General features: G+C 73.5%; 22 protein-coding genes and 1 tRNA gene. 16 read left to right on the top strand and 7 right to left on the bottom strand.

The window, feature by feature from the left end; genetic code table 11:
* Positions 1-11: 11 nt before the first annotated feature.
* The 3 genes from BLS70_RS07775 to BLS70_RS07765 all read right to left on the bottom strand — a co-directional run bounded on the left by BLS70_RS07775 (position 12) and on the right by BLS70_RS07765 (position 5,651).
* Positions 12-3,770, bottom strand: coding sequence for a multifunctional oxoglutarate decarboxylase/oxoglutarate dehydrogenase thiamine pyrophosphate-binding subunit/dihydrolipoyllysine-residue succinyltransferase subunit (locus BLS70_RS07775; RefSeq protein WP_091765455.1), 3,759 nt, complete (start codon positions 3,768-3,770; stop codon positions 12-14).
* A gap of 184 nt (positions 3,771-3,954) precedes the next feature.
* Positions 3,955-4,710: an ABC transporter permease gene (locus BLS70_RS07770; RefSeq protein ID WP_091765452.1), complete on the bottom strand. Its 756-nt coding sequence runs from the start codon at positions 4,708-4,710 to the stop codon at positions 3,955-3,957.
* Positions 4,707-5,651, bottom strand: coding sequence for an ATP-binding cassette domain-containing protein (locus BLS70_RS07765; RefSeq protein ID WP_091765449.1), 945 nt, complete (start codon positions 5,649-5,651; stop codon positions 4,707-4,709). The genes BLS70_RS07770 and BLS70_RS07765 overlap by 4 nt, the downstream gene beginning before the upstream one ends.
* Positions 5,652-5,895: 244 nt before the next feature.
* On the opposite strand from BLS70_RS07765, the gene BLS70_RS07760 reads away from it, so the two are divergent.
* The 6 genes from BLS70_RS07760 to BLS70_RS21035 are packed head-to-tail and all read left to right on the top strand — an operon-like array spanning position 5,896 to position 10,690.
* Positions 5,896-6,366, top strand: a complete 471-nt coding sequence (locus tag BLS70_RS07760; RefSeq protein WP_091765446.1) for a universal stress protein — start codon at positions 5,896-5,898, stop codon at positions 6,364-6,366.
* 11 nt (positions 6,367-6,377) lie between these two features.
* Positions 6,378-7,421: an adenylate/guanylate cyclase domain-containing protein gene (locus BLS70_RS07755; RefSeq protein ID WP_091765443.1), complete on the top strand. Its 1,044-nt coding sequence runs from the start codon at positions 6,378-6,380 to the stop codon at positions 7,419-7,421.
* A 35-nt stretch (positions 7,422-7,456) separates the two neighbouring features.
* A complete protein-coding gene (locus BLS70_RS07750) occupies positions 7,457-9,094 on the top strand; it encodes an ABC-F family ATP-binding cassette domain-containing protein (protein ID WP_091765992.1) in 1,638 nt (545 codons plus the stop codon).
* A gap of 21 nt (positions 9,095-9,115) precedes the next feature.
* A complete protein-coding gene (locus BLS70_RS07745) occupies positions 9,116-9,886 on the top strand; it encodes an SDR family NAD(P)-dependent oxidoreductase (protein WP_091765440.1) in 771 nt (256 codons plus the stop codon).
* Between the two features lie 25 nt (positions 9,887-9,911).
* Positions 9,912-10,421, top strand: a complete 510-nt coding sequence (locus BLS70_RS07740) for a hypothetical protein (RefSeq protein ID WP_218122322.1) — start codon at positions 9,912-9,914, stop codon at positions 10,419-10,421.
* Positions 10,388-10,690 carry a glycoside hydrolase family 16 protein gene (locus BLS70_RS21035; RefSeq protein ID WP_218122321.1) on the top strand — a complete coding sequence of 101 codons (303 nt, stop codon included), beginning with the start codon at positions 10,388-10,390 and terminating at the stop codon, positions 10,688-10,690. The genes BLS70_RS07740 and BLS70_RS21035 overlap by 34 nt, the downstream gene beginning before the upstream one ends.
* Here BLS70_RS21035 and BLS70_RS07735 read toward each other — a convergent pair.
* Positions 10,666-11,556, bottom strand: coding sequence for an alpha/beta fold hydrolase (locus BLS70_RS07735; protein WP_091765437.1), 891 nt, complete (start codon positions 11,554-11,556; stop codon positions 10,666-10,668). The two genes, BLS70_RS21035 and BLS70_RS07735, sit on opposite strands and share 25 nt — an antisense overlap.
* Before the next feature lie 124 nt (positions 11,557-11,680).
* Between BLS70_RS07735 and BLS70_RS07730 the strand changes: the two genes are divergently transcribed.
* Positions 11,681-12,088: a RidA family protein gene (locus tag BLS70_RS07730; RefSeq protein WP_091765433.1), complete on the top strand. Its 408-nt coding sequence runs from the start codon at positions 11,681-11,683 to the stop codon at positions 12,086-12,088.
* A gap of 37 nt (positions 12,089-12,125) precedes the next feature.
* Here BLS70_RS07730 and BLS70_RS07725 read toward each other — a convergent pair.
* The 3 genes from BLS70_RS07725 to BLS70_RS07715 form a co-directional block, all read right to left on the bottom strand.
* A tRNA-Arg gene (locus tag BLS70_RS07725) sits at positions 12,126-12,197 on the bottom strand.
* A gap of 56 nt (positions 12,198-12,253) precedes the next feature.
* Positions 12,254-12,955, bottom strand: a complete 702-nt coding sequence (locus tag BLS70_RS07720) for a DUF305 domain-containing protein (protein ID WP_091765430.1) — start codon at positions 12,953-12,955, stop codon at positions 12,254-12,256.
* 7 nt (positions 12,956-12,962) lie between these two features.
* On the bottom strand, positions 12,963-13,781 hold the full coding sequence (locus BLS70_RS07715; protein ID WP_091765427.1) for a thioredoxin-like domain-containing protein: 819 nt from the start codon (positions 13,779-13,781) through the stop codon (positions 12,963-12,965).
* A 121-nt stretch (positions 13,782-13,902) separates the two neighbouring features.
* On the opposite strand from BLS70_RS07715, the gene argS reads away from it, so the two are divergent.
* The 9 genes from argS to prmC all read left to right on the top strand — a co-directional run bounded on the left by argS (position 13,903) and on the right by prmC (position 25,273).
* Positions 13,903-15,564, top strand: coding sequence for an arginine--tRNA ligase (argS, locus tag BLS70_RS07710; RefSeq protein ID WP_091765424.1), 1,662 nt, complete (start codon positions 13,903-13,905; stop codon positions 15,562-15,564).
* A complete protein-coding gene (lysA, locus tag BLS70_RS07705) occupies positions 15,561-17,054 on the top strand; it encodes a diaminopimelate decarboxylase (RefSeq protein WP_091765421.1) in 1,494 nt (497 codons plus the stop codon). The genes argS and lysA overlap by 4 nt, the downstream gene beginning before the upstream one ends.
* Complete coding sequence (locus BLS70_RS07700; protein ID WP_091765418.1) at positions 17,051-18,358, top strand: homoserine dehydrogenase; 1,308 nt, start codon at positions 17,051-17,053, stop codon at positions 18,356-18,358. The genes lysA and BLS70_RS07700 overlap by 4 nt, the downstream gene beginning before the upstream one ends.
* Positions 18,355-19,443 (top strand): threonine synthase, encoded by a 1,089-nt coding sequence (gene thrC, locus BLS70_RS07695; protein WP_218122320.1) that lies wholly within the window; start codon positions 18,355-18,357, stop codon positions 19,441-19,443. Before BLS70_RS07700 ends, thrC begins: the two co-directional genes overlap by 4 nt.
* The gene (gene thrB, locus BLS70_RS07690) at positions 19,440-20,378 is read left to right on the top strand and encodes a homoserine kinase (protein ID WP_091765415.1); all 939 of its coding nucleotides are present in this window, start codon (positions 19,440-19,442) and stop codon (positions 20,376-20,378) included. Before thrC ends, thrB begins: the two co-directional genes overlap by 4 nt.
* A gap of 238 nt (positions 20,379-20,616) precedes the next feature.
* Complete coding sequence (rho, locus tag BLS70_RS07685; protein WP_091765986.1) at positions 20,617-22,845, top strand: transcription termination factor Rho; 2,229 nt, start codon at positions 20,617-20,619, stop codon at positions 22,843-22,845.
* Positions 22,846-23,033: 188 nt separating this feature from the next.
* Positions 23,034-23,267, top strand: a complete 234-nt coding sequence (rpmE, locus tag BLS70_RS07680; protein WP_091765412.1) for a 50S ribosomal protein L31 — start codon at positions 23,034-23,036, stop codon at positions 23,265-23,267.
* An 84-nt stretch (positions 23,268-23,351) separates the two neighbouring features.
* On the top strand, positions 23,352-24,422 hold the full coding sequence (gene prfA, locus BLS70_RS07675; protein WP_091765409.1) for a peptide chain release factor 1: 1,071 nt from the start codon (positions 23,352-23,354) through the stop codon (positions 24,420-24,422).
* The gene (gene prmC / locus BLS70_RS07670; RefSeq protein ID WP_091765406.1) at positions 24,419-25,273 is read left to right on the top strand and encodes a peptide chain release factor N(5)-glutamine methyltransferase; all 855 of its coding nucleotides are present in this window, start codon (positions 24,419-24,421) and stop codon (positions 25,271-25,273) included. Before prfA ends, prmC begins: the two co-directional genes overlap by 4 nt.
* Positions 25,274-25,275: the final 2 nt, after the last annotated feature.

Genomic DNA, 25,275 nt, shown 5'->3' with positions numbered 1-25,275 from the left:
CCGCGATCCGGTCAGTCCGCGAAGGCCTCGGCGACGAGCTGGCGCTGCTCGACGTCGTGGACCTTGGCCGAGCCGACGGCCGGGCTGGCCGACGCCCGCCGGCTGACCCGCCGCAGCGTCCGGCCAGAGGGCAGGTGCTCGGGGAGGTTGACGGCCATGAACTGCCAGGCGCCCATGTTCGCCGCCTCCTCCTGCACCCACACCACGTCGGTGGCGTCCGGGTACTGCTCGAGCGTCTCGACGATCTGCTGGGCGGGCAGCGGGTAGAGCTGCTCGACCCGCACGACGGCGACGTCGGAGGTGCCCTCCGACTCGCGCTGGGCCATCAGGTCGTAGGCCACCTTGCCGCTGCACAGCAGCACGCGGCGCACGGCCGAGCCGTCCAGCGGCTTCCCGTTGACGCCCGGGTCGGGCAGGACGGGGCGGAACACCTCGTCGGTGAAGTCCGAGACCGGGCTGACCGCCACCTTGGCCCGCAGCAGCGACTTCGGGGTGAACACGACCAGCGGCCGGTGCACGTCCGCGAGCGCCTGGCGGCGGAGCAGGTGGAAGTAGTTGCCCGGGGTGGTGCAGTTGGCGACGGTCATGTTGTTCTCCGCCGACAGCTGGAGGAACCGCTCGATGCGGCCGCTGGAGTGGTCGGGGCCCTGGCCCTCGAGGCCGTGCGGCAGCAGCATGACGACGCCGGAGCGCTGGCCCCACTTGGCCTCGCCGGAGCTGATGAACTCGTCGATGACCATCTGCGCGCCGTCGACGAAGTCACCGAACTGCGCCTCCCACAGCACCAGGGCCTTGGGGTTGGCCACCGAGTAGCCGTACTCGAAGCCCAGCGCGGCGTACTCGCTGAGCAGGGAGTCGTAGACGAAGAACTTCGCCTGGTCGTCGGTGAGGTTGGCCAGCGGCGTGTACTCCGCGCCGGTCTCGCGGTCGATGAGGACAGAGTGGCGCTGCACGAAGGTGCCGCGGCGGGAGTCCTGGCCGGCCAGCCGGACGGGGACGCCCTGCATGAGCAGCGACCCGAAGGCCAGCAGCTCGCCCATGGCCCAGTCGACGCCGCCCTCGGTCACCATCGCCGCCCGCCGCTCGAGCATCTTCTTGAGCTTCGGGTGCGGGGTGAAGTCCGGCGGGAAGGACACGTGCGCGTCGCCGATGGTCTTGAGCACCTCGGGCGTGATCGCCGTCGCGACCTGCGACTCCTGCGCGGTCCGCGGGTCCATGACCGGCTCGGGGCCGGAGGAGTCCTTGGCGTCGTGGGTCTCGGCGAAGGCCCGCTCGAGCTGCCCGCGGTAGTCCTTGAGGGCCTCCTCGGCGTCCTCGAGGGTGATGTCCCCGCGGCCGACCAGCGCCTCGGTGTAGAGCTTCCGCACCGAGCGCTTGCGGTCGATGATGTCGTACATCAGCGGCTGGGTCATCGACGGGTCGTCGCCCTCGTTGTGGCCGCGACGGCGGTAGCAGACCAGGTCGATGACGACGTCCTTGCGGAACGCCTGCCGGTACTCGACCGCCAGCCGGGCCACGCGGACGCAGGCCTCGGGGTCGTCGCCGTTCACGTGGAAGATCGGCGCGTTGACCATCCGGGCCACGTCGGTCGAGTAGAGGCTCGACCGCGCGGCGGCCGGGCTCGTGGTGAAGCCGACCTGGTTGTTGACGACGACGTGCACGGTGCCGCCGGTTCGGTAGCCGCGCAGCTGGGAGAGGTTCAGCGTCTCCTGGACCACGCCCTGGCCGGCGAAGGCCGAGTCACCGTGCAGCAGGACCGGCAGCACGGTGAAGCCGTGGTCGCCCTTGTCGATCATGTCCTGCTTGGCGCGCACGACCCCCTCGAGCACCGGGTTGACCGTCTCGAGGTGGCTCGGGTTGCTGGCCAGGGAGACCGAGATCTCCGCGCCGTCCTTGAACGGGTTCTTGAAGGTGCCCTCGGCACCGAGGTGGTACTTCACGTCGCCGGAGCCCTGGACGGTGCCCGGGTCGATGTTGCCCTCGAACTCGCCGAAGATCTTCGCGTAGCTCTTGCCGAGCACGTTGGCCAGCACGTTCAGCCGGCCGCGGTGCGGCATGCCGATGGCGACCTCGTCGAGGCCGTGGTCGGTGCCGGCGATCAGGACCTCGTCGAGGACCGGGATCAGCGACTCGCCGCCCTCGAGGGAGAACCGCTTCTGGCCGACGTACTTCGTCTGCAGGAAGGTCTCGAACGCCTCGGCGGCGTTGAGCCGGCCCAGTACGTGCTTCTGCTTCTCGCGGTCGGGCTGCTCGTGCGCGACCTCGACCCGCTTCTGGAGCCACTCGCGCTCCTCGGGGTCGGTGATGTGCATGTACTCGACGCCGACGGTGCGGCAGTACGAGTTGCGCAGCACGCCGAGGATGTCGCGCAGCGCCATCATCCGCTCGCCGGCGAAGCCGCCGACCGGGAACTTGCGGTCGAGGTCCCAGAGGGTCAGCCCGTGCTCGCGGATGTCGAGGTCGGGGTGGGTGCGGACCTTGAACTCGAGCGGGTCGGTGTCGGCCATGAGGTGGCCGTTGCGCCGGTAGGCCTCGATGACCTCGATGACGCGGGCTTCCTTGTCGATCTGGCCCTCGGTGCTGACCCGGACGTCGGGCATCCAGCGCACCGGCTCGTACGGGATGCGCAGCGAGCGGAAGACCTCGTCGTAGAAGCCGTCCTCACCCAGCAGCAGGCCGTGCAGCGTGCGCAGGAAGTCGCCGGACTCCGCGCCCTGGATGACGCGGTGGTCGTAGGTCGAGGTGAGCGTGATGATCTTGGAGATGCCCATCTCGGTGAGCGCCTCGGGGCTCATCCCCTGGAACTCGGCCGGGTACTCCATGGCCCCGACGCCGATGATCGCGCCCTGACCCGCGGTGAGCCGCGGCACCGAGTGGTTGGTGCCGATCGTGCCCGGGTTGGTCAGGCTGATCGTGGTGCCGGAGAAGTCCTCCATCGTCAGCTTGTTGTTCCGCGCCCGGCGGATGATGTCCTCGTAGGCGGCCCAGAACTGGGCGAAGTCCATCTGCTCGGCGGCCTTGATCGAGGCGACCACGAGCGACCGCGAGCCGTCGGGCTTGGGCAGGTCGATGGCCAGACCGAAGTTCACGTGCTCCGGCTGCACGTGCACCGGCTTGCCGTCGACCTCGGCGAACGCGCTGTTCATGTTCGGGAACGCGTCCAGCGCACGGACGAGGGCGTAGCCGATCAGGTGGGTGAAGGAGATCTTCCCGCCGCGGGCCCGCTTGAGGTGGTTGTTGATGACGATGCGGTTGTCGGCCAGCAGCTTCGCGGGCACCGCGCGGACGCTCGTCGCCGTCGGCACGGTGAGCGAGGCGTTCATGTTCTTGACGACGGCGGCGGCCGCACCGCGCAGCGGCGACTGCGTCGAGCCCGTGGCGGGTGCGGGGGTGGCCGGCTTCGGCGCCGGGGCGGCGGGCTTCTGCTGGTCGGCGCGGTCCGCGGCCCGGGCGACGACGGTCGCCTCGGTCTTCGGCTCGATCCGCGGTGCGGGGGGCTCCTGGGCGGGGGCCTTCGGGGCGGGTGCCTGCGGCGCGGGCTTCGCGGCCGGTGCGGGCGCGGCCGCGGCGGGCGCCGGCGCGTTCTCGCGGACGCCGCCGTCGACCGGGCTGCCGGGCCGGTAGTCGGCGAAGAACTCGTGCCAGGCCTGGTCCACCGTGGAGGGGTCCGACTGGTACTGCTGGTACATCTCCTCGACCAGCCACTCGTTGGTGCCGAAGCCCGTCACCGGGGAGTGGGCGGAGGTCCGGGATGCGTTCTCGCTTGACACGGGGTCGAGTGCCTTCTTCGTCTCTGGGCTGCGTCTTCGGGGCTGCGTTGGTCGAAGGTGGAGTCTACGCCCGTCCGGGTGGGGCGACCGGGCGTGGCGACGGGGCGTGGCAGGGCTCCTGCCGGGGCCGGGGCGGCGCCCGCCCGGGAGCGGCACCCAGCCGCCCCCGGGCGTGTCGCCCCGCTCAGACGACGTCGCGCCGGACCGCCAGCAGGGTGCCGAGGAGCGCGGCGAGCAGGCCGTAGCCGAGCAGGACCAGACCGCCCTGCCAGGCCTCCAGGAGGTCGGGGCCCTCGAAGGTCGCGGTGAGGGCCTCCAGACCGCCGCCGGGCATCCACTTGTAGGCGCCGGCGGTCGCCGGCACCGACCGGATGATCGGCTCGATGACGAACAGGTAGACCAGCCCGCCGACGATCGCGCCGACCTGGTTGCGCAGCAGTGCGCCCAGTCCCACGCCGATCACCGCGTAGATCACCAGCGCCACCAGGGAGGCGGCGAGGGTGGCGAGGTTGTCGCCGTCGAGCGAGGGGGCCGCCCCGCGGGCGCCGGCGTGGATGACCACGACGACGTAGTTCACGATCACGACGACCAGCGCGAACGCCGCGGCGGCCAGCGCGTAGGCGATGAGCTTGGCGATGACCACCTGGCCGCGGCGCGGCGAGGTCAGGAAGGTCGGCGTCGCCGTCCGGTGCCGGTACTCCTGCGTCATCCCGATGATGCCGAGGATGAGGAACAGGATGTTGGCGTTGGCCGCGGTGGAGAGGATCAGGTCCTCGTAGAGCGGCGTCCCGACCGCCGGCAGCCCGGACTCGTCCTCGCCGGCGAAGGCGGTGAAGAAGACCGCGAACGCGGCCACCATCACGACCGACCCCAGGAGCAGGCCGAGCCACACCTTGGTCGTGAAGAGCTTGGTCCACTCGGCGCGGACGAGGCGGATCATCGGGTTGCTCCCTGGGCGACCGGAGCGCCGGGCGTCGGAGCGGCGAACTGCTCCTGGCCGGCGGTGAGCTGGAAGTAGATCTCCTCGAGCCCGCTGGTGTGCGGCCGCAGCTCGTGCAGCTCCACACCCGCGGCGAAGGCCCGGGAGCCGATCTCGGCCGCTGTGCGGCCGCTGACCGTGAGGGCACCGTCGCCGTCCGCCGCCACCTGGGCGCCGTCGGCGCGCAGCGCGTCGGCCAACCGGGGTGCCTCCGGGCTGCGGACGAGCACCGTGCCGCCGCTCGCGGCGCCGGCGCGCAGGTCGGCCATCGAGCCCTCCCGGACCAGCCGGCCGGCGCCCACGATGACGACGCGGTCGACGGTCTGCTCGACCTCCGACAGCAGGTGGCTGGACACGAGCACGGTGCGGCCCTGGTCGTGCGCCAGGTGCCGGAGGAAGCCGCGCAGCCACTGGATGCCCTCGGGGTCCAGCCCGTTGGCCGGCTCGTCGAGCACGAGCACGCCGGGGTCGCCGAGCAGCGCCGCCGCGAGGGCCAGCCGCTGCCGCATGCCCAGGGAGTAGCTGCCCGCCCGACGGCCGCCGGCGTCGGACAGTCCCACCTGGCGGAGCACCTCGTCGGCGCGCTCGAGCGGCAGTCCGGCCGCGCGGCAGTACACCCGCAGGTGGTTGCGTCCGGATCGTGCCGGGTGGAAGGCGGTCTCCAGCACCGCGCCGACCGTCCGCGAGGGATCGGGCAGGGCCGTGTAGGGCACGCCGTCGAAGGTGGCCGTGCCGGAGTCGGGTCGGATGAGTCCGAGCACCATGCGCAGGCTGGTGGTCTTGCCGGCGCCGTTCGGGCCCAGGAAGCCGGTGACCTGCCCGGGTTCGACGGTGAAGCTCAGGTCGCTCACCGCCCGGACGGCCCCGAAGGACTTGGTCAGGCCGCGGACCTCGACCCGCACGGGGGCGGGCGCCGCGGTCGTTGCGCTGGAAATGGCGTTCTCCTCGTCGTCTGGCCCGTTACCCGGTCATCCAAGCGCACCGGCCCCTTCGGACGGGAGTCCTCTCCGGAGTCGGCGCGTCACCGGCGACGGGCAGCCCGGCACGGACGACCCGCGCGTCGGTGCTGGTCGGAGGCCCGCCGGGCGGCCCGGTCGCCCGGATCTCCGGGTGTCCCCGGGCAAACGTTCCCCTAGAGTTCGCCCCGTGAGCCAGAGCGCGAACGCCTACCGCACGGTCGTCGTCGGCACCGACGGGTCGGAGTCGTCCCTGCGGGCCGTCGCCCGGGCCGGGTCCATCGCCGGCGCCACCGGGGCCACCCTGGTCATCGCCTGCGCCTACCTGCCCACCGAGGCCGACGACCGCGAGCTCTCCCGCGCGCAGGACGTGCTGCGCGACGAGGCCTACCAGGTCGTGGGCTCGCACCCGGCCGAGGACACCGTGCGCACCGCCGCCGAGCGCGCCGGCGCGGCGGGAGCGGCGAAGGTGCGCACCGTCGCCGTCCAGGGCTCGCCCGTGGAGGCGCTGCTCGACGTGGTGCGCCGCGAGGACGCCGACCTGCTCGTGGTCGGCAACCGCGGCCTGAACGGGATCAAGGGACGGCTGCTCGGCTCCGTGCCGGCCGACGCGACCCGCCGCTCCACGTGCGACGTGCTCATCGTCCACACCACCGGCTGAGCCGCCCGCGCATGGACGACCCCGGGACCGATCCGGGCTCCGCCGCCCGGGACGCGCTGGAGCGGCTGCTGCTCGACGGGCCGCGCCGGTACACCCGGCTGCAGGTGGCGGAGCTCTCCGGCATCCCGCCCGAACGGACCCAGCGGCTCTGGCGCGCGCTGGGCTTCCCCGACGCCGCCGACGACGACCCGGCCTTCACCGACGCCGACGTCGAGGCGTTGGGCGTGCTCTCCACCCTGATCGACTCCGGCTTCGTCGACCCCGCGACGGAGGCCTCGATCGCCCGCGCGATGGGGCAGTCGCTGTCCCGGCTGGCCGACTGGCAGACCGACATGCTGGCCGATTCCCTGGCCCGGGCCGCGGGTCCGGGCCCGCGGGCGGTCTCGCCGGAGGACGCCGTGGAGGCCGCGCGGGCGCTCCTGCCCCGGCTGCGCCAGGTGCAGGACTACGTGTGGCGCCGGCACCTGGCGGCCAACGCCGGCCGGCTGGTGACCGCCGTGGAGCAGGGCGACCGCCGCGAGCTCACCGTCGGCTTCGCCGACCTCGTCGGGTACACCTCGCGCAGCCGGGGGATGGGCGGCCGGGAGCTCGGCGCGATGGTGGAGGACTTCGAGAGCATCGCCGCCGAGGTCATCGCCCGGCACCACGGCCGGGTGGTCAAGACCGTCGGGGACGGCGTGCTGTTCACCGCGGACGTCCCCGCCGACGCCGCCGCCATCGGCCTGGCACTGCCGGACGCCTGGACCTCGCCCGAGCGCCCCCTCCTGCGGGTGGGGGCCGCTTTCGGCGCGGTGCTCACCCGGCTCGGCGACATCTACTCACCGGTGGTGAACCTGGCCAGCCGGCTCACCTCGATCGCCCGTCCCGGCACCTTCCTGGTCGACCGGGAGCTGGCGCACCGCATCCGCGAGCTGCAGGAGTACCGGGTGCGTCCGCTGCGCCGGGTCTCGGTCCGCGGCTACGACCACCTCCAGCCCTGGCTGGTGCGGCGCCGCCGGGCCGACGACGCCCCGGACGAGAGCGGCTACGACGAGGACTCGTTCGACCAGGAGTGATCGGGCCCGCCGGGGGCGATGGCACCCTGGACCCCGTGAGTGCCACCCTCGTCGCGCGCGGCCTGGCCGCCGGTCACGGCGCCCGCGTGCTGTTCGCCGACCTCGACCTCGTCGTCGCCCCGGGCGACGTCGTCGGCCTGGTCGGGGTGAACGGAGCGGGCAAGTCGACGCTGCTGCGCACGCTCGCGGGGGAGATCCCCGCCGAGGCCGGCAGCATCGTGGTCAGCCCGCCGTCCGCGACGCTGGGCTACCTGCCGCAGGAGCACGAGCGGCACCCGGGGGAGACCGTGCTCGGCGCCCTCGCCCGCCGGACCGGCGTCGCGGCCGCACAGGCGGCCCTCGACGACGCCACCGAGCGGCTGACCGCCGGTGAGGACGGCGCCGACGACGCCTACGGCGAAGCCCTGGAGCGGTGGCTCGCCCTCGGTGGGGCCGACCTCGAGGAGCGGGCGGCGGAGGTCGTCGCCGACGTGGCGCCCGGAGTCGCCCTCGACGCCGCGATGACGGGGCTCTCCGGTGGCCAGGCCGCCCGCGTCGGGCTGGCCTCGCTGCTGCTCTCCCGCTACGACCTGCTGCTGCTCGACGAGCCCACCAACGACCTCGACCTCGGCGGCCTCGACCAGCTGGAGCGCTTCGTGGCCGGCTCGCGCGCCGGCATCGTCGTGGTCAGCCACGACCGCGAGTTCCTCTCCCGGACGGTCACCCGGGTCGTGGAGCTCGACCTCGCCCAGCAGCTCGTCCGCGTCGTCGACGGCGGGTACGAGGCGTACCTGGCCGAGCGAGAGGTCGCCCGGCGGCACGCGCGCGAGGAGTTCGAGGAGTTCGCCGACACCAGGGCCGGCCTCGAGGCGCGTGCCCGGATGCAGAAGAACTGGATGGCCAAGGGCGTCCGCGACTCGATCAAGAAGTCCAAGGACGGCGACAAGCACATCAAGGCGCACAACCGGGCGTCGTCGGAGAAGCAGGCCGCCAAGGCCAAGCAGACGCTGCGGATGATCGAGCGGCTCGACGTCGTGGAGGAGCCCCGCAAGGAGTGGGAGCTGCGGATGGAGATCGCCGCCGCGCCCCGGGCCGGAGCGGTGGTGGCCACCCTGCGCGGCGCCGTCGTCCGACGCGGGGACTTCGTGCTGGGCCCGCTGGACCTGCAGGTCGACTGGGGCGACCGGGTGGCGATCACCGGCGCCAACGGGTCGGGGAAGTCCACGCTGCTCGCGGCGCTGCTCGGCCGGGTCCCGCTGGACGCGGGGACGGCGTCGCTGGGGCCGGCGGTGCGCATCGGGGAGATCGACCAGGCCCGCGGGCTGTTCTTCGGGGCGCAGCAGCTGCTCGACGCGTTCGGCGCCGAGGTGCCCGACTGGCCGACGTCGGAGGTGCGCACGCTGCTGGCCAAGTTCGGGCTGACCGCCGAGCACGTCCTGCGCCCGGCCGAGACGCTGTCACCGGGGGAGCGGACCCGGGCCGCGCTGGCGCTGCTGCAGGCGCGCGGCGTGAACGTGCTGGTGCTCGACGAGCCGACCAACCACCTCGACCTCCCGGCGATCGAGCAGCTGGAGCAGGCGCTGGCCGGTTACGAGGGCACGCTGCTGCTCGTCACGCACGACCGCCGGATGCTCGACGCCGTGCACACCACGAGGCGGCTGCACGTCTCCGGCGGACAGGTCGTCGAGGGCTGACCGCTGGGCTAGGTTCGGGCGGTGACCGAGCGCCCGATCCTGGACCTGTTCCGCCTCGACGGCCGCGTCGCCGTCGTCACGGGGGCCTCCTCCGGCCTGGGGGCGGTCTTCGCGCGGGCGCTGGCCGAGGCCGGCGCCGACGTCGTCCTCGGGGCCCGGCGGACCGACCGGCTGGCCGAGACGCAGGCGGCGGTGGAGGCCGTGGGCCGACGGGCGCTCGCCGTCCGCACCGACGTCGCCCTCCCGGAGGACTGCACGGCGCTCGTCGAGGCCGCCGTGGCCGAGTTCGGGAAGGTCGACATCCTGGTCAACAACGCCGGGGTCGGGACCGCCTACCCGGCGACCCGCGAGACCCCCGAGCAGTTCCGCCAGGTGATCGACGTCAACCTCAACGGCTGCTACTGGATGGCGCAGGCCTGCGGACGGGTCATGAAGCCGGGCAGCTCCATCGTCAACATCTCCAGCATGCTCGGCCTGACCACGGCCGGGCTGCCGCAGGCCGCCTACGCCGCGAGCAAGGCGGGCCTCATCGGCCTGACCCGTGACCTCGCCCAGCAGTGGACCGGGCGCAAGGGCATCCGCGTGAACGCCCTCGCTCCCGGGTTCTTCGCCTCGGAGATGACCGACGCCTATCCCGAGGAGTACCTCGACTCGCAGATGCCCCGCATCCTGGTGGGCCGCAAGGGGCACCCCGAGGAGCTCGCGGCGGCACTGATCTTCCTCGTCAGCGATGCCGGCGGGTACGTCACCGGCACCACCATCCCGGTCGAGGGCGGGATGCTCACCAGCTGAGCCGCCCTCGCGCTAGCGTCCGCCCGTGCGTGCTGCGCTCGACGAGCTGTTCCCCGGCCCGGACCTGGACCGGGACGTCTGGTTCCCGTACTACCTGCCGCACTGGAGCACGCGCGCGGAGTCCGCGGCGACGTGGTCGGTCCATGCGGGGGAGCTGCACCTGACCATCCCGCCGGAGCAGCCGCTGTGGTGCCCGGACACGCACGGGGAGCCGCTGCGGGTCTCCTGCGTGCAGACCGGGAGCTTCTCCGGCCCGGTGGGCAGCGCGGTCGGGCAGCAGCCGTTCGCCGACGGGCTGGTCGTCCGCGAGGAGCAGCCGGAGTTCCGGGGGTGGACGCCGGAGTACGGGCGCGGCCAGGTGCGCATGCGGGCGGTCCTCGACGACGCGTCGATGGTCGCCTTCTGGATGTCCGGCGTCGAGGACCGGCCGGGCGCTCGGGCGAGATCTGCGTGGCGGAGATCTTCGGGGACGCCGTGCGGCCGGGCTCGGCGGCGGTCGGCATGGGCGTCAAGGCCTTCCGCGACCCGCTGCTGACCGAGGACTTCGCCGCGGTACGGCTCCCGCTCGACGTCACCCGAGCCCACGACTACGCCGTGGACTGGACGCCGGGTCGGCTGGTGTTCTCGGCGGACGGCGAGGTCGTGCGGGAGCTGCATCAGGCACCGGACTACCCGGTGCAGCTGATGATCGGTGTGTTCGACTTCCCGGCGCGCGCCGCCGGGCGCGCGCCGGGCTTCGTCCTCGGGCTGGTGGTCTCCGCCGTCCGCGGGGAGTCCGGTCAGCCTTCGGCGCGCTTGATGTGAGCCGTGATCCGCTCGGTCAGCTCGGGCCACAGCGCGCGGGGCAGGTCGTGACCCATGCCGTCGATCACGACCAGCTCGGAGCCCGGGACCGCCGCGGCGGTGGCGCGGCCGCCCGACACGTTCACCAGGGCGTCGTCCGAGCCGTGGATCACGAGGGTGGGGACGGCCACCTTCCCGAGGTCCGCGGTCCGGTCGGGGCTGGTGACGATGGCGGCCATCTGGCGGGCCACCCCGGCCGGATCGTGCCCCCGGTCGTAGGCCAGGCCGGCCCGCGCACGGACCGCCTCCTCGTCGAACGGGAAGCCGGGGGAGCCGATGACCCGTGAGGTCTCCAGCTGCCGTGCGATCGCGCCCTCCCGGTCGGTGGCCGGCGGTGCGTAGAGCACAGCCTGGGCCTCCGGGGACGCACCGCCCACCGACCGGTCGCCGGTGGTGGACATGATCGAGGTGAGGCTGCGCACCCGCTCGGGGTAGGTGATGGCGACGCGCTGGGCGATCATCCCGCCCATGGACACCCCGACCAGGTGCACCGAGTCCAGGCCCAGGGCCTCGATCAGCCCGGCGGTGTCGGCCGCCATGTCGGCCAGCTCGTAGTGGACGGTCGACCGGTCCCCGCGGCGGACGTCGCCGAGGCGGGGAATGCCGGCGGAGTGCAGGTGGGTGGACAGACCCACGTCGCGGTTGTCGAACCGGATGACGAACATGCCGCGCTCGGCGAAGCCGGCGCAGAGCTCGTCGGCATAGCTGATCATCTGCGAACCCAGGCCGCTGACCAGCAGCAGCGGCGTGCCGCCGGGGTCGCCGAAGGTCTCGTAGGCCAGTTCGATGTCGCCGACGGTGGCTGTCGTGATGCCGGTGCTCTGCATGACCGCGGAACCTAGTGCAGCCGGCTGAGACGTCCATCACTGCCCCGGGCCGGAACTGTCGGTGGCCGGTGGTGGGGTGGCTCCACCGCCGGACCCGGCGGAGCGCCCGTCCGAGGAGGCCCCCGTGCCCGTCCAGCTGCTGAACCCCGAGGGGCTGCCCCAGCCCGAGCACTACGTCCAGGTCGCCGTCGCCACCGGTAGCCGCACCGTCTACCTCTCCGGACAGGTGGCCCGGGACGGTGAGGGCAACCCCGTCGGTCCCGGGGACCTGGCTGCGCAGGTGGAGCAGGCCTACTCCAACGTCGCGACCGCGCTCGCCGCGGTGGGCGGCACCTTCGACGACGTCGCCAGGTTGACCGTCTACGTCGTCGACTGGTCACCGGAGAAGCTGGCGGGCCTGGGCGAGGGCGTGGCACGCGTGGCGGAGCGCCTCGGCGTCGACCCGCGCAAGCCGATCACGCTGCTGGGCGTCGCCTCCCTGGGCGAGCCCGACCTGCTCGTGGAGGTGGAGGCGGTCGCCGTGCTGGCGTGAGCGCCGCGCCGATGCGGTACCGGCGGATGGAGAAGAGTGCCCCCGGCAGGATTCGAACCTGCGCCCCTGCCTCCGGAGGGCAGTGCTCTATCCCCTGAGCTACGGGGGCTCGTCTCGTTCGGGGATGAACGTATCAGCCCCGGGCGGGAGGACGGGCGGAGGGCCTCAGGGCGCCGGGAGCGGCGTCCCGCCGCGGGCCGTGAGCAGAGTCGCCATCGTCCGCGTCTCGGCCGACTGGGCCCGGGCGATCGCCTGCGCCAGGTCCCGCACGGCCGGCACACCGGCGTGCTCGACGGCGTACTCGGCCATGTCGAACCCGCCCTGGTGGTGGCGGATCATCAGCCGCAGGAACTCCACGTCGAACGCCGTCCCGCGGAGGTCGCGCAGGTTCGCGAGCTCCTCCTCGGTCGCCATCCCGGGCATCAGGCCGCCGTCCACGGCCATGTCGTGGCCGTGCTCCCCGCCCTCGGCCATCCAGGCCATGGTCTCGCCGCCGCTCTGCGGCACGCCCCACAGCGCCAGCCAGCCCTGCATGCGCCCGGCCTGGTTGGTCTGGGTGGCCGAGATGTCGAACGCGATCTGCCGGATCTCCGGGTCCTCGCTGCGCTCGGCCACCATGTTGGCCATCTCGACGCCCTGCAGGTGGTGGCGGCTCATGTCCCGGGCGAATCCGGCCGCCACCGAGTCCGCATCCGGGGGGTCGGTACGGCCGATGCCGAGTGCCACGGCGAGACCCCCGCCGAGCAGCACCAGGCCGACGGCGATGACCGCCAGCAGCACCACCCGCAGCGGGCGGCCGGTGCGGCCGGGATCAGCGGTCAGGTCGGCCACCCCCTCGGGTGCGTGCGGGAGCTCGGTCGTGGTCATGCGCGGGTCAGCCCTGCTCCTCCGTCGACGGCATGTCGCTGGGGCCGACAGGGGTGCTCGGGTCGCCCTCGACGAGCGGCTCCGCGGCGAACGCCGGGTTCTCGCAGGTGGCGCCGGGCTCCGGGAAGGCCAGCGCCTCGTTCTTCTCGGTGTCGTCGCCGTACGGGGAGCGGTTGTAGGTCATGAAGTCGGCGAACTGCTCGATCCGCTCGTCGTCCACGCTGTCCACCTTGAGCTGGTGGTTCCACGACTGGACGCTGATCGGGGAGTCGAGGCCGGCGTAGGGGGAGAGCATGCGGCCGGACTCGCCGTCGACCAGCTCGGCGAGCGTGTCGACGTCGGCGCCGGAGACCTCGTCCGGGTTGTAGGTGATCCACACGGCGCCGTGCTCGAGGCCGTGCACCGCGTTCTCGTGCCGGATGTCGATGTCGTAGACGGTGCCGGTGCAGTCGGCCCAGTTGCCGTCGTGCGGGCCGCCGACCGGCGGCGCCTCCGTGTAGTCGACCTCGGTGGTGACGTGGTCCTGACCGGGGGAGTACTCGGCGGCCTCGACGCCGCTGATCTCCTCGATCGACTCCAGCTTGTTCGCATTGGCCTCGTTCACCTGCACCACGGCGTAGCCGATGACGGCGGCGGCGAACACCACGACGGCGACCGCGCCGGCGATGAGGCCCCACGGGCGCTTGTGGGCATTGGCCACGACCTGCGTCGGCGGGCGCGTGCGCCCGCTCTTGCCGCCCGTGCGGGCGCGGTTGGGGTTGCCGCCTCCGGACCGGGTGGCGCCGCCGCTGGGGCGGGCGTCGTCGGGCTTACGGTCCTTGGCCAAGGCCACTCCTCGATACGGGCTGCACGGTGCGCGGGCGAGTCTAGGTTGCGAAGCTGGGGGTTCCCTGCAAGCGCCGGGCGGGGGCGCCGAGGCGGCAGGGGACGGTCAGTACGCTCGTGCGGTGACACCGGAGCAGCTGCAGGACGTCGTCGGTACCGCCGTGCGGGCGGTCGTCGATCGCGGCGCGCTGCCCGTCGAGGTCCCGCGCGAGGTCGTCATCGAGCGGCCCAGGAACCCCGAGCACGGCGACTACGCCACCAACGTGGCCCTCCGGCTGGCCAAGCCCGCCGGGCGCCCGCCACGCGAGGTGGCCGAGCTGCTCGCCGCGGAGCTGCGGGCCCACGAGGGCATCGCGTCGGTCGACGTCGCCGGCCCCGGGTTCATGAACATCACCCTCGCCACGGGCGCGCTGGGCACCATCGCGGTCCGGGCGGTCACCGCGGGCCCGTCGTACGGGCGCACCGACACCCTCGCCGGGCAAAAGCTGAACCTCGAGTTCGTCTCGGCCAACCCCACCGGGCCGGTGCACATCGGCGGCACCCGGTGGGCGGCGGTGGGTGATGCCCTGGGCCGGCTGCTGGAGGCCAGCGGCGCCACCGTCACCCGGGAGTACTACTTCAACGACGCCGGTGCGCAGATCGACCGGTTCGCCCTGAGCCTGATGGCCGCCGCCCACGGCCGCCCGGTGCCGGAGGACGGTTACGCGGGCGACTACATCGCCGAGATCGCCCAGCAGGTGCTCGCCGCGGAGCCGGGGCTGCTCGAGCGGCCCGAGGACGAGCAGCAGGAGCGCTTCCGGGTGCGCGGCGTCGACCTGATGTTCGCCGAGATCAAACGGACGCTGGCGGACTTCGGCGTGGTCTTCGACGTCTACTTCAGCGAGCGCACGCTGCACGAGACCGGGGCGCTGGACAAGGCGATCGCCCGGCTGCGGGAGAACGGCCACGTCTACGAGGCCGACGGGGCGGTCTGGCTCAGGACGACCGACTTCGGCGACGACAAGGACCGTCCGCTGATCAAGAGCGACGGCGCGCCCACCTACTTCGCGGCCGACTGCGCGTACTACCAGGACAAGCGCGACCGCGGTTTCGACAAGGTCGTGATCATGCTGGGCGCCGACCACGCCGGCTACGTCGGCCGGTACAAGGCGCTGTCGGCCGCCGTCGGCGACGACCCCGAGGTCAACCTCGAGATCCTGCTCGGCCAGCTGGTCAACCTGGTCCGCGACGGCGAGCCGGTGCGGATGAGCAAGCGCGCCGGCACCGTCGTCCTGCTGGAGGACCTGGTCGAGGCCGTGGGTGCCGACGCCGCGCGCTACGCCCTGGCCCGCGCCTCGGTGGACCAGACGATCGACCTCGACCTGGACCTGTGGAGCCGCCGGACCAACGACAACCCGGTCTTCTACGTCCAGTACGCGCACGCCCGGATCTCCTCCCTGCTGCGCAACGCCGCCGACCTGGGGCTCACCCTCGGCGAGGCCGACGACGTGGACGTCGCCGCGCTGGTCCACGAGCGGGAGAACGACCTGCTGCGCGCGATCGGCGAGTTCCCGCGGGTCCTCACCGCCGCCGCCGAGCTGCGCGCGCCCCACCGCGTCGCCCGGTACCTGGAGGAACTCGCCGGCACCTACCACCGCTTCTACGACTCGTGCCGCGTGCTGCCCCGTGGCGACGAGGAGGTCACCTCCCTGACGACCGCCCGGCTGTGGGTGTGCGCGGCGACCGCGACCGTCCTGCGCAACGGCCTGGCCGTCCTCGGCGTGAGCGCACCGGAGCGGATGTGAGAGCGCACCCCGCAGGTCCCCTCCACGGCAACATCCAGCAGCCGAGTCCGGCCGGTGCGCCCCCGGCCGAGCTGGGCGCCCTGGACCCGCAGGTCTGGCCGCGGTCGGCCACCCGGGTCGACGGCGAGCTGCACATCGCCGGGCGCGCGGTCACCGACCTCGCCCGCGAGCACGGGACGCCGCTGTTCGTGCTGGACGAGGCCGACTTCCGCAGCCGGGCCGCGGACTTCGCCACCGCGTTCGAGGGCGCCGACGTGCACTACGCCTCCAAGGCGTTCCTCTGCGGGCAGGTGGCCCGGTGGATCGCCGAGGACGGCCTGCACCTGGACGCCTGCAGCGGCAACGAGCTGGCCCTGGCCCTGGCTGCCGGCTTCCCGGCCGAGCGGATCGCCCTGCACGGCAACAACAAGTCCTTGGTCGAGCTGCGGCTGGCCGTCGACTCGGGGATCGGGCACGTCGTGCTCGACTCCTTCGACGAGATCGACCGGCTGGCCCCGCTCGCGGCCGACCGCGTGGCCGCCGGCGGTGAGCCGGTGCCGGTGCTCATCCGCGCCACCGTCGGCATCGAGGCGCACACCCACGAGTTCATCGCCACCGCGCACGAGGACCAGAAGTTCGGGTTCTCGCTGGCCACCGGCGACGCGCTGACCGCGGCGGTACGGGTCATCCGCGAGCCCGCGCTGCGGCTGGCCGGGCTGCACAGCCACATCGGCTCGCAGATCTTCGACACCGCCGGCTTCGAGGCAGCGGCGCACCGGGTCGTCGGGCTCATGGGCCAGATCCACCAGGCGACCGGCGAGCTGCTGGGCGAGCTGAACCTCGGCGGCGGGTTCGGCATCGCCTACCTCGCCGAGGACGACCCGGTCAGCGCCGACGACGTCGCCACCCGGCTCCGGTCGGTCGTCGCCGCGGAGTGCGCGGCGCTCGGCCTGCCCGTGCCCCGCCTGGCGGTCGAGCCGGGCCGGGCGATCGCCGGTCCCGGCACGGTCACGCTGTACGAGATCGGCACCATCAAGCCCGTGCGGCTGGGGTCCGGCGGCACCCCCGGGACGCCGGCGGTGCGCAACTACGTCTCGGTCGACGGCGGGATGAGCGACAACATCCGCACCGCGCTCTACGACGCCAGCTACACCTGCGTGCTGGCCAACCGCGTCTCCGACGCCCCGCCGGCGCTGTGCCGCGTCGTGGGCAAGCACTGCGAGAGCGGCGACATCCTGGTGCGCGACCTCTGGCTGCCGTCCGACGTGGCGCCCGGCGACCTGCTCGCGGTGGCCGCGACCGGCGCCTACTGCTGGTCGATGGCGAGCAACTACAACTACCTGCTCAAGCCTCCGGTGGTCGCCGTGCGGGACGCCGTCGCCACCGAGATCGTCCGGCGTCAGACACTGTCGGACGTGTTCGCCCTCGACGCCGTCCTCGCCGACGTGCCCGCGCCTCCCGTCGCGCCGTCCCAGCCGGCCCCCGAGCACGCCGCGGGAGCCCGTTCGTGAGCGCGCCGCTGCGGGTCGCGCTGCTGGGCTGCGGCACGGTAGGCAGCGCCGTCCTGCGGCTGATCGAGGACCAGGCCGACGACCTCGCCGCCCGCATCGGCCGGCCGATCGAGGTCGCCGGCATCGCCGTGCGCCGTCCTGCCCACCACCCCGACGTCCCCCAGCACCTGCTCACCACCGATTCCGCCGCACTGGTGCGCCGGGACGACGTCGACCTGGTCGTCGAGGTCATCGGCGGAATCGAGCCGGCGCGCAGCCTGATGTACGCGGCGTTCGAGGCGGGGAAGTCGGTGGTCAGCGCCAACAAGGCACTCCTCGCCGAGGACGGCCCCGGGCTGCACGCGGCCGCCGCGAAGGCCGGCGTCGACCTCTACTACGAGGCCGCCGTCGCCGGCGCGATCCCGCTGCTGCGGCCGCTGCGCGAGTCGCTGGCGGGTGACCAGCTCCGGCGGGTCGTCGGCATCGTCAACGGGACGACGAACTACATCCTCTCGCGCATGGCCGAGACCGGCGCCGGCTTCGCCGAGGCGCTGGCCGAGGCCACCGAGCTCGGGTACGCCGAGGCCGACCCGACCGCCGACGTCGACGGCTTCGACGCCGCGGCCAAGGCGGCGATCCTGGCCTCGCTGGCCTTCCACACGCCGGTGTCCTCGGCCGACGTGCACCGCGAGGGCATCTCCGCCGTCTCGGCCACCGACGTGGCGCGCGCCGCGGAGATCGGCTGCACCGTCAAGCTGCTCGCCATCTGCGAGCGCGTCGGGCGGGCGGGCGACGACGCGGCTGACGGGGACTCCGTGGCCGTGCGGGTCCACCCCGCGATGATCCCGACCACCCACCCGCTGGCCTCGGTCGGCGGCGCCTTCAACGCCGTCTTCGTCGAGGCGGAGGCCGCCGGCCAGCTGATGTTCTACGGCCAGGGCGCCGGCGGCGAGCCCACCGCCAGCGCCGTCCTCGGCGACCTCGTGGCGGTGGCGCGCAACCGCGTCGCCGGCGCCTCCGGCCAGGGCCCGACCGGCTACGCCGACCTCGCCGTCCGCCCGATGGCGGAGACCCCGACCCGGTACCACGTCAGTCTGGACGTGGCGGACAAGCCGGGTGTCCTGGCGGCCGTCGCGCAGGAGTTCGCGCGGCAGGACGTCAGCATCTCCACCGTCCGCCAGACCGGCCGGGGCGACGCCGCCACGCTGGTCATCGTCACCCACAGCGCGCCCGACGCGGCGCTGTCCGCCACCATCGCCGCACTGCGGGACATGCCCGCGGTCCGAGGCGTCACCAGCGTCCTGCGCGTGGAGGGTCTGTCATGAGCGTCTCGCCGACCAAGGTGTCCCCGGGGTGGCCGGGGCTGATCGAGGCCTACCGGTCGCGGCTGCCGGTCAGCGACTCGACCCCGGTCATCACGCTTCACGAGGGCGCGACGCCGCTGGTGCACGCCCGCGAGCTGAGCAACCGCACGGGCTGCGAGGTCTACCTCAAGGTCGAGGGCGCCAACCCGACGGGCTCCTTCAAGGACCGCGGGATGACGATGGCCATCACCAAGGCCGTCGAGGAGGGCGCCAAGGCGGTCATCTGCGCCTCGACCGGCAACACCAGTGCCAGTGCCGCCGCCTACGCCGCCCGCGCCGGCATCACCTGCGCCGTCCTCGTGCCCCAGGGCAAGATCGCGATGGGCAAGCTGGCCCAGGCGCTCGTGCACGGCGCGCAGCTGCTGCAGGTCGAGGGCAACTTCGACGACTGCCTGGCACTGGCCAGCAAGCTGGCCATCGACTACCCGGTGAGCCTGGTCAACAGCGTCAACCAGTTCCGCATCGAGGGCCAGAAGACGGCGTCGTTCGAGATCGTCGACGTGCTCGGCGACGCCCCCGACATCCACTGCCTCCCGGTCGGGAACGCCGGCAACATCACCGCCTACTGGCAGGGCTACCGGGAGTACTGCGACACGTCCGAGGCCCCCGGGCCCGCGACGCGGACCCCGGCCATGTGGGGCTTCCAGGCCGCCGGCGCCGCCCCCATCGTGAACGGCGCGGTGGTCGAGAACCCGAGCACGATCGCCACCGCCATCCGGATCGGCAACCCCGCGTCCTGGACGAAGGCGCTGGCCGCCCGCGACGAGTCGGGCGGGCGGATCGACGCCGTCACCGACCGCGCCATCCTCTCCGCCTACCGGCTGCTCGCCCGCAGTGAGGCGGTCTTCGTCGAGCCCGCGTCCGCAGCCTCGGTGGCCGGCCTGCTGCAGGTGGCGGCGGCCGGGGAGCTGGAGCCGGGTCAGCGGGTCGTCTGCACCGTCACGGGCAACGGCCTGAAGGACCCGGAGTGGGCGATCTCCGGTGCGCCGGCCCCGATCACCATCCCGGTCGACGCGGCCGCCGCCGCCACCCAGCTCGGCCTGTGACCGACCGGGTCACGGTGCGCGTTCCCGCCACCAGCGCCAACCTCGGGCCGGCGTTCGACTGCGCCGGGCTCGCGCTGGCGCACCACGACGTCCTCGACTTCGCTGTCGTACGCGAGGGCCTCACCGTCGAGATCGACGGCGTCGGCGCCGGGGAGCTGCCCACCGACGAGTCGCACCTCGTGGTCCGCGCCTTCCGGGCGGCCTGCGCCGAGCTGGGCTGGTCGCCGGCCGGGCTGCGCCTGTCGGCGCGCAACGCCATCCCGCAGGGCAGGGGCATGGGCTCCTCGGCCGCCGCGGTGGTGGCCGGGGTACTGGGTGCGTGGGCGCTCTGCCCCGACGTCGACGCCGTCGACGGGAACGCCGTCCTGCGGCTGACCACCGAGCTGGAGGGGCACCCCGACAACGTCGCCGCCTGCCTGCTGGGCGGGCTGACGCTGTCCTGGATGGGGGAGCGCGGCGCCGGTGCGGACTCCCTGCCGGTGCACGAGGACGTCCGCCCCGTGGTGCTGGTGCCCGGCGCGACGCTCTCGACCGAGGTCGCCCGAGGGCTGCTCCCCGACGTCGTGCCGCACGCCGACGCCGCGTTCAACGCCGGACGGTCCGCGCTGCTCGTGCACGCGCTGACCTCGGCGACGCTGCTGCTCGAGGCCACCGAGGACCGGCTCCACCAGCGCCAGCGCACCGCGGCGATGCCGGCGTCCCTGGCGCTCGTCGACCGCCTGCGCGCGGCAGGGCACGCCGCGGTCATCTCCGGGGCCGGTCCGTCGGTCCTGGTCCTGGCACGTCGCACCGCGGTCGTCGGTGAGCGTGCCGGTGACGGCGAGGTGCAGGCAATCTCGAGCCTGGTTCCCGAGGGCTGGACGGTGCTGCCGCTCGACGTCGACCCCACCGGGGCCAGGGTGGACCGCCCGGCGCGGCAGGTATCGTCTCGATAACGAGGAACACGCTGGAAACAACCGGTGTTGTCTCCTCCGTGAGCCGCGTCTAGGCTCACGGCGTAGCCGCCCACTCGGGCGAGCCTCGCGTGGGGCCGAAGCCGGCGATGCCGCCGCTGATCCGCTCCACATTCTCCACCCGCTCCTCATCTAGGCCCCCGCCTCATGCCCGGGTCCACAAGGAGCGGTGCACCCCCTGCGCTGGAACGCGCAGGTCACCGCAGGGAAGGACCTGTACGTGAGCGAAAGCACCGACCTCGACGTGACGGGCGCGCAGGACGCCGCCGGCACGAGCGAGGCACCCGCCGCTCCTGAGACGGCGGGCCGAGCCCGGCGCCGCGGCACCGGCCTGTCCGGCATGCTGCTGCCCGAGCTGCAGCGCCTGGCCACCGAGCTGGGCATCCCCGGCACCGGACGGATGCGCAAGGGCGACCTCGTCGCCGCCATCTCCGCCCGCCAGGTGGGCGAGAACGGCTCCCCGGCCCCGGCCCCGGCCCCGGCGCCGCGCGCCGAGAGCCAGGACACCGGAGCCGACGGCGCCGACCGTGCACGTGGCGTGGCCGCCACGGCCACGCCCCTCGAGGCGCCGATCAGCGGGGGCGCCAACGGCGGCCCCCTCACCACCGGCGACGCCGACGCGCGCCCGACCCGGGCCCGTCGGGGCGCCAGCCGCCCGGCCGGTTCCCCGACCGCCGAGGTGACGGCCGCACCGGCGGCCGACGTCGAGGGCGCCGAGGCCCGCGCCGACGTCGACACCGCGCCGGCCGACACCGAGCGGGCCGACACCCCGCCGGCCGACACCGCGCCGGCCGAGAGCGGACCGCGGGACGGCGAGCAGTCCGACGCCGAGCCGCGCGACGGCGACCGTCCCCAGCGCAACCGCAACCGCAACCGCGGCGAGCGGGACGGCAACCGCGAGAACGGCCGCGACGGGAGTGCCCGCGAGGGCGGCGACCGGGCCGAGCGCGGGGACCGTCCCGAGCGCGGCAACCGCGACGGTGGCGACCGGGCCGAGCGGGGCGACCGTCCCGAGCGCGGCAACCGCGACGGCGCACGCGACGGCAACCGTGATGGCGCCCGTGACGGCGCCCGGGACGGCAACCGCGGGCCCGACCGCGGCGACCGCACCGACCGCGACGGACGGCCGGGCAACCGCACCGACAACCGCAACGACACCGGCCGGGGCCCCAACGCCACCGACGAGGACGACGACGACTTCGAGGGCGGCCGCGGCCGCCGGGGACGCCGCTACCGCGACCGGAACAAGCGCGGCACGGCCGTGGGTGGTCGTGAGCGCTTCGACCAGGGCGAGCCGACGATCAGCGAGGACGACGTCCTGCTGCCCGTCGCGGGCATCCTCGACGTGCTCGACAACTACGCGTTCGTGCGCACCTCGGGCTACCTGACCGGCCCGAACGACGTCTACGTGTCGCTGTCGCAGGTGCGCCGCTACGGCCTGCGCCGCGGTGACGCGATCACCGGCGCCGTCCGCCAGCCCCGCGAGGGCGAGCGCAAGGACAAGTACAACGCGCTCGTCCGGCTGGACACGGTCAACGGGCTGGACCCGGAGCAGGCGAAGAACCGCCCCGAGTTCACCAAGCTGACCCCGCTCTACCCGCAGGAGCGCCTGCGGCTGGAGACCGAGCCGCACCTGCTCACCACCCGGGTCATCGACCTGGTCATGCCGATCGGCAAGGGGCAGCGCGCACTCATCGTGTCGCCGCCGAAGGCCGGCAAGACGATGGTGCTGCAGGCGCTGGCCAACGCCATCACGACGAACAACCCCGAGTGCCACCTGATGGTCGTACTGGTCGACGAGCGGCCCGAAGAGGTCACCGACATGCAGCGCTCGGTGAAGGGCGAGGTCATCGCCTCGACCTTCGACCGGCCGCCGTCGGACCACACAACGGTCGCCGAGCTCTCCATCGAGCGGGCCAAGCGCCTCGTCGAGATGGGCCACGACGTCGTCGTCCTGCTGGACTCGATCACCCGCCTGGGCCGCGCCTACAACCTGGCGGCCCCCGCCAGCGGGCGCATCCTCTCCGGCGGTGTCGACTCCACGGCGCTCTACCCGCCCAAGCGATTCCTGGGTGCTGCCCGCAACATCGAGAACGGCGGCTCGCTCACGATCATCGCCTCGGCGCTGGTCGAGACCGGCTCCACGATGGACACGGTCATCTTCGAGGAGTTCAAGGGCACGGGTAACGCGGAGATCAAGCTCGACCGCCGGCTGGCGGACAAGCGGGTCTTCCCGGCCGTCGACGTCAACGCGTCGGGCACGCGCAAGGAGGAGATCCTCATGTCGCCCGACGAGCTGGCCATCGTCATCAAGCTGCGCCGGGTCCTCGGCGCGCTGGAGCCCCAGCAGGCTCTGGAACTGCTGCTCGACAAGCTGAAGAAGACCCGCAACAACGTCGAGTTCCTCATGCAGATCCAGAAGACGACGCTGGGCCCCGACAAGGACTGAGGAAGGACCCCCGTCCACCCCACCCTTCGCACGCTCAGGGCGGGACCCTGGACGGGGGCCGTTCCAGCACCTACCGGCCGATCTGGGAGACTGGACGACCGAGCCCCGCCGGCTCGCCGGAAATAGCCGTCCGGTCCCCGGCGTTCACAGCACTGAACGACCCAGACTTCGTAGAAGAGGCAGCAGCCATGAAGCCCGACATCCACCCGGCCTACAACGTCACCACGGTGACCTGCGGCTGCGGCAACACCTTCACCACCCGCAGCACCTCGCCGACCGGCACGCTCACCGTCGAGACCTGCTCCGCCTGCCACCCCTTCTACACCGGCAAGCAGCGCATCCTCGACACCGGTGGCCGCGTCGCCCGCTTCGAGAAGCGGTTCGGCAAGCGCAACGCCACCGAGGCCCCGGCCGACAAGTAGCACCTCCGACGGCGCCCGTCCCACCTCGCGGTGGGGCGGGCGCCGTCGTCGTGTCCGCCCCCGTCCGCACCGAGGAGTGACCCCGTGAGCAGCCCCGCACCCGACCGGCTGGCGAGCCTGCTCGCCGAGCACGCGTCGCTGGAGCAGGAGCTCGCCGACCCGGCGGTGCACGGCGACCAGGCCCGCGCCCGCCGGCTGAGCCGCCGCTACGCCCGGCTGGCTCCGCTCGTGGAGACCGCCCGCGCCCTCGAGGAGGCCCGCGGCGACCTGGGCACCGCCCGGGAGCTCGCTGCCGAGGACGCCTCCTTCGCCGCCGAGGCGACCGCTCTCGAGCGCCGGATCGAGGAGCTGACCGGCCGGCTGAACGAGGAGCTGCTGCCCAAGGACCCCGACGACGACAAGGACGTCATCCTCGAGATCAAGGCGGGGGAGGGCGGCGCGGAGTCGGCGCTGTTCGCCGGGGACCTGCTGCGCATGTACCTGCGCTATGCCGAGCGCCGTGGCTGGGCCACCGAGGTGCTCGACGCCCAGGACGCCGAGCTGGGTGGTTACAAGGACGTCGCGGTGGCCATCAAGTCGCGCACCGACGAGGGGATCTGGTCGCGGCTGAAGTTCGAGGGCGGCGTGCACCGGGTCCAGCGGGTGCCGGCCACCGAGAGCCAGGGCCGCATCCACACCTCGGCCGCCGGCGTGCTGGTGCTGCCGGAGGCCGAGGAGGTCGACGTCACCGTCGACGCGAACGACCTGCGCATCGACGTCTTCCGCTCGTCGGGCCCCGGTGGGCAGAGCGTCAACACCACCGACTCGGCCGTGCGGATCACCCACCTGCCCAGCGGCATCGTGGTGAGCTCGCAGAACGAGAAGAGCCAGCTGCAGAACCGCGAGTCGGCACTGCGGGTGCTGCGCTCCCGGCTGCTGGCCGCGGCCCGCGAGGAGGCCGCCGCCACCGCGAGCGACCAGCGGCGCAGCCAGGTCCGCACCGTGGACCGCAGCGAGCGGGTGCGCACGTACAACTTCCCGGAGAACCGGATCTCCGACCACCGGGTCGGCTACAAGTCGCACGACCTCGACCAGGTACTCGACGGCGACCTGGACGCGGTGATCGACGCGCTGAGCAGCGCGCACACCGCTGAACTGCTGGCGGCCGGCTCCTGAACCCGCGCACGCTCCTGGCCGACGCGGCACGGCGCCTCGCCGAGGCCGGCGTCGAGTCACCCCGGGTGGACGCCGAGCTGCTGCTGGCCCATGTCGTCGGCTGCGCCCGCACGGGGCTCCTGACGCTCGACGCCGTCGCCGCGGAGGACGCCGCCCGGTTCGCCGGGTTGCTCGAGCAGCGGGCCGACCGGGTGCCCCTGCAGCACCTCACCGGCCGGGCCCCGTTCCGGCTGCTCGAACTGGCGGTGGGTCCCGGGGTGTTCGTCCCGCGCCCGGAGACCGAGCTGCTCGTGGAGTGGGCCCTGACCCGGCTGGCCGGGCTCGACGGGCCGATCGTGGTGGACCTGGGCAGCGGGTCCGGCGCCATCGCGCTGTCCATCGCGCACGAGCACCCCGGTGCGCGGGTCACCGCCGTCGAGCGGGATCCCGGAGCGCTCGCCTGGACCCGCCACAACGCGCTGGCGCGGGCCGGTGCCCGGGACACCCCCATGGGCGTCGTCGCCGGCGACATGACCGACCCCGCGCTCCTCACCGAGCTGGACGGGCGGGTCGACCTGGTCGTCTCGAACCCGCCCTACGTGCCCGACGGCGCCCGGGTCCCGCGCGAGGTGGCCGACCACGATCCGCCGCTGGCGCTCTGGGGCGGTCCCGACGGCCTCGACGTGGTGCGCGGCATGCTCGGGGTCGCCGCCCGTCTGCTGCGTCAGGGAGGCTGGCTGGGCATCGAGCACGCCGACCAGCAGGGGACGGCGCTGCCGGCCGTGGTCCGCTCGCACGGCGGCTTCACCGCCGTGGAGGACCATCCCGACCTCGCCGGCCGCCCCCGGTTCACGACCGCCCGCCGCGGCTGACA

Origin of the sequence: Blastococcus aurantiacus (assembly GCF_900102425.1) — a bacterium.
In the GTDB taxonomy this organism is placed as follows: domain Bacteria; phylum Actinomycetota; class Actinomycetes; order Mycobacteriales; family Geodermatophilaceae; genus Blastococcus; species Blastococcus aurantiacus.
The sequence above is the reverse complement of the archived record's forward strand: the minus strand, read 5'-3'. Positions and strand labels throughout refer to the sequence as shown.

Coding starts and splice junctions, on each gene's coding strand:
- BLS70_RS07770 (WP_091765452.1), bottom strand. CDS start 4,710: ATGATCCGCCTCGTCCGCGCCGAGTGGACCAAGCTCTTCACGACCAAG.
- BLS70_RS07755 (WP_091765443.1), top strand. CDS start 6,378: ATGGACGACCCCGGGACCGATCCGGGCTCCGCCGCCCGGGACGCGCTG.
- BLS70_RS21035 (WP_218122321.1), top strand. CDS start 10,388: ATGGGCGTCAAGGCCTTCCGCGACCCGCTGCTGACCGAGGACTTCGCC.
- BLS70_RS07735 (WP_091765437.1), bottom strand. CDS start 11,556: ATGCAGAGCACCGGCATCACGACAGCCACCGTCGGCGACATCGAACTG.
- BLS70_RS07720 (WP_091765430.1), bottom strand. CDS start 12,955: ATGACCACGACCGAGCTCCCGCACGCACCCGAGGGGGTGGCCGACCTG.
- thrC (WP_218122320.1), top strand. CDS start 18,355: ATGAGCGTCTCGCCGACCAAGGTGTCCCCGGGGTGGCCGGGGCTGATC.
- rpmE (WP_091765412.1), top strand. CDS start 23,034: ATGAAGCCCGACATCCACCCGGCCTACAACGTCACCACGGTGACCTGC.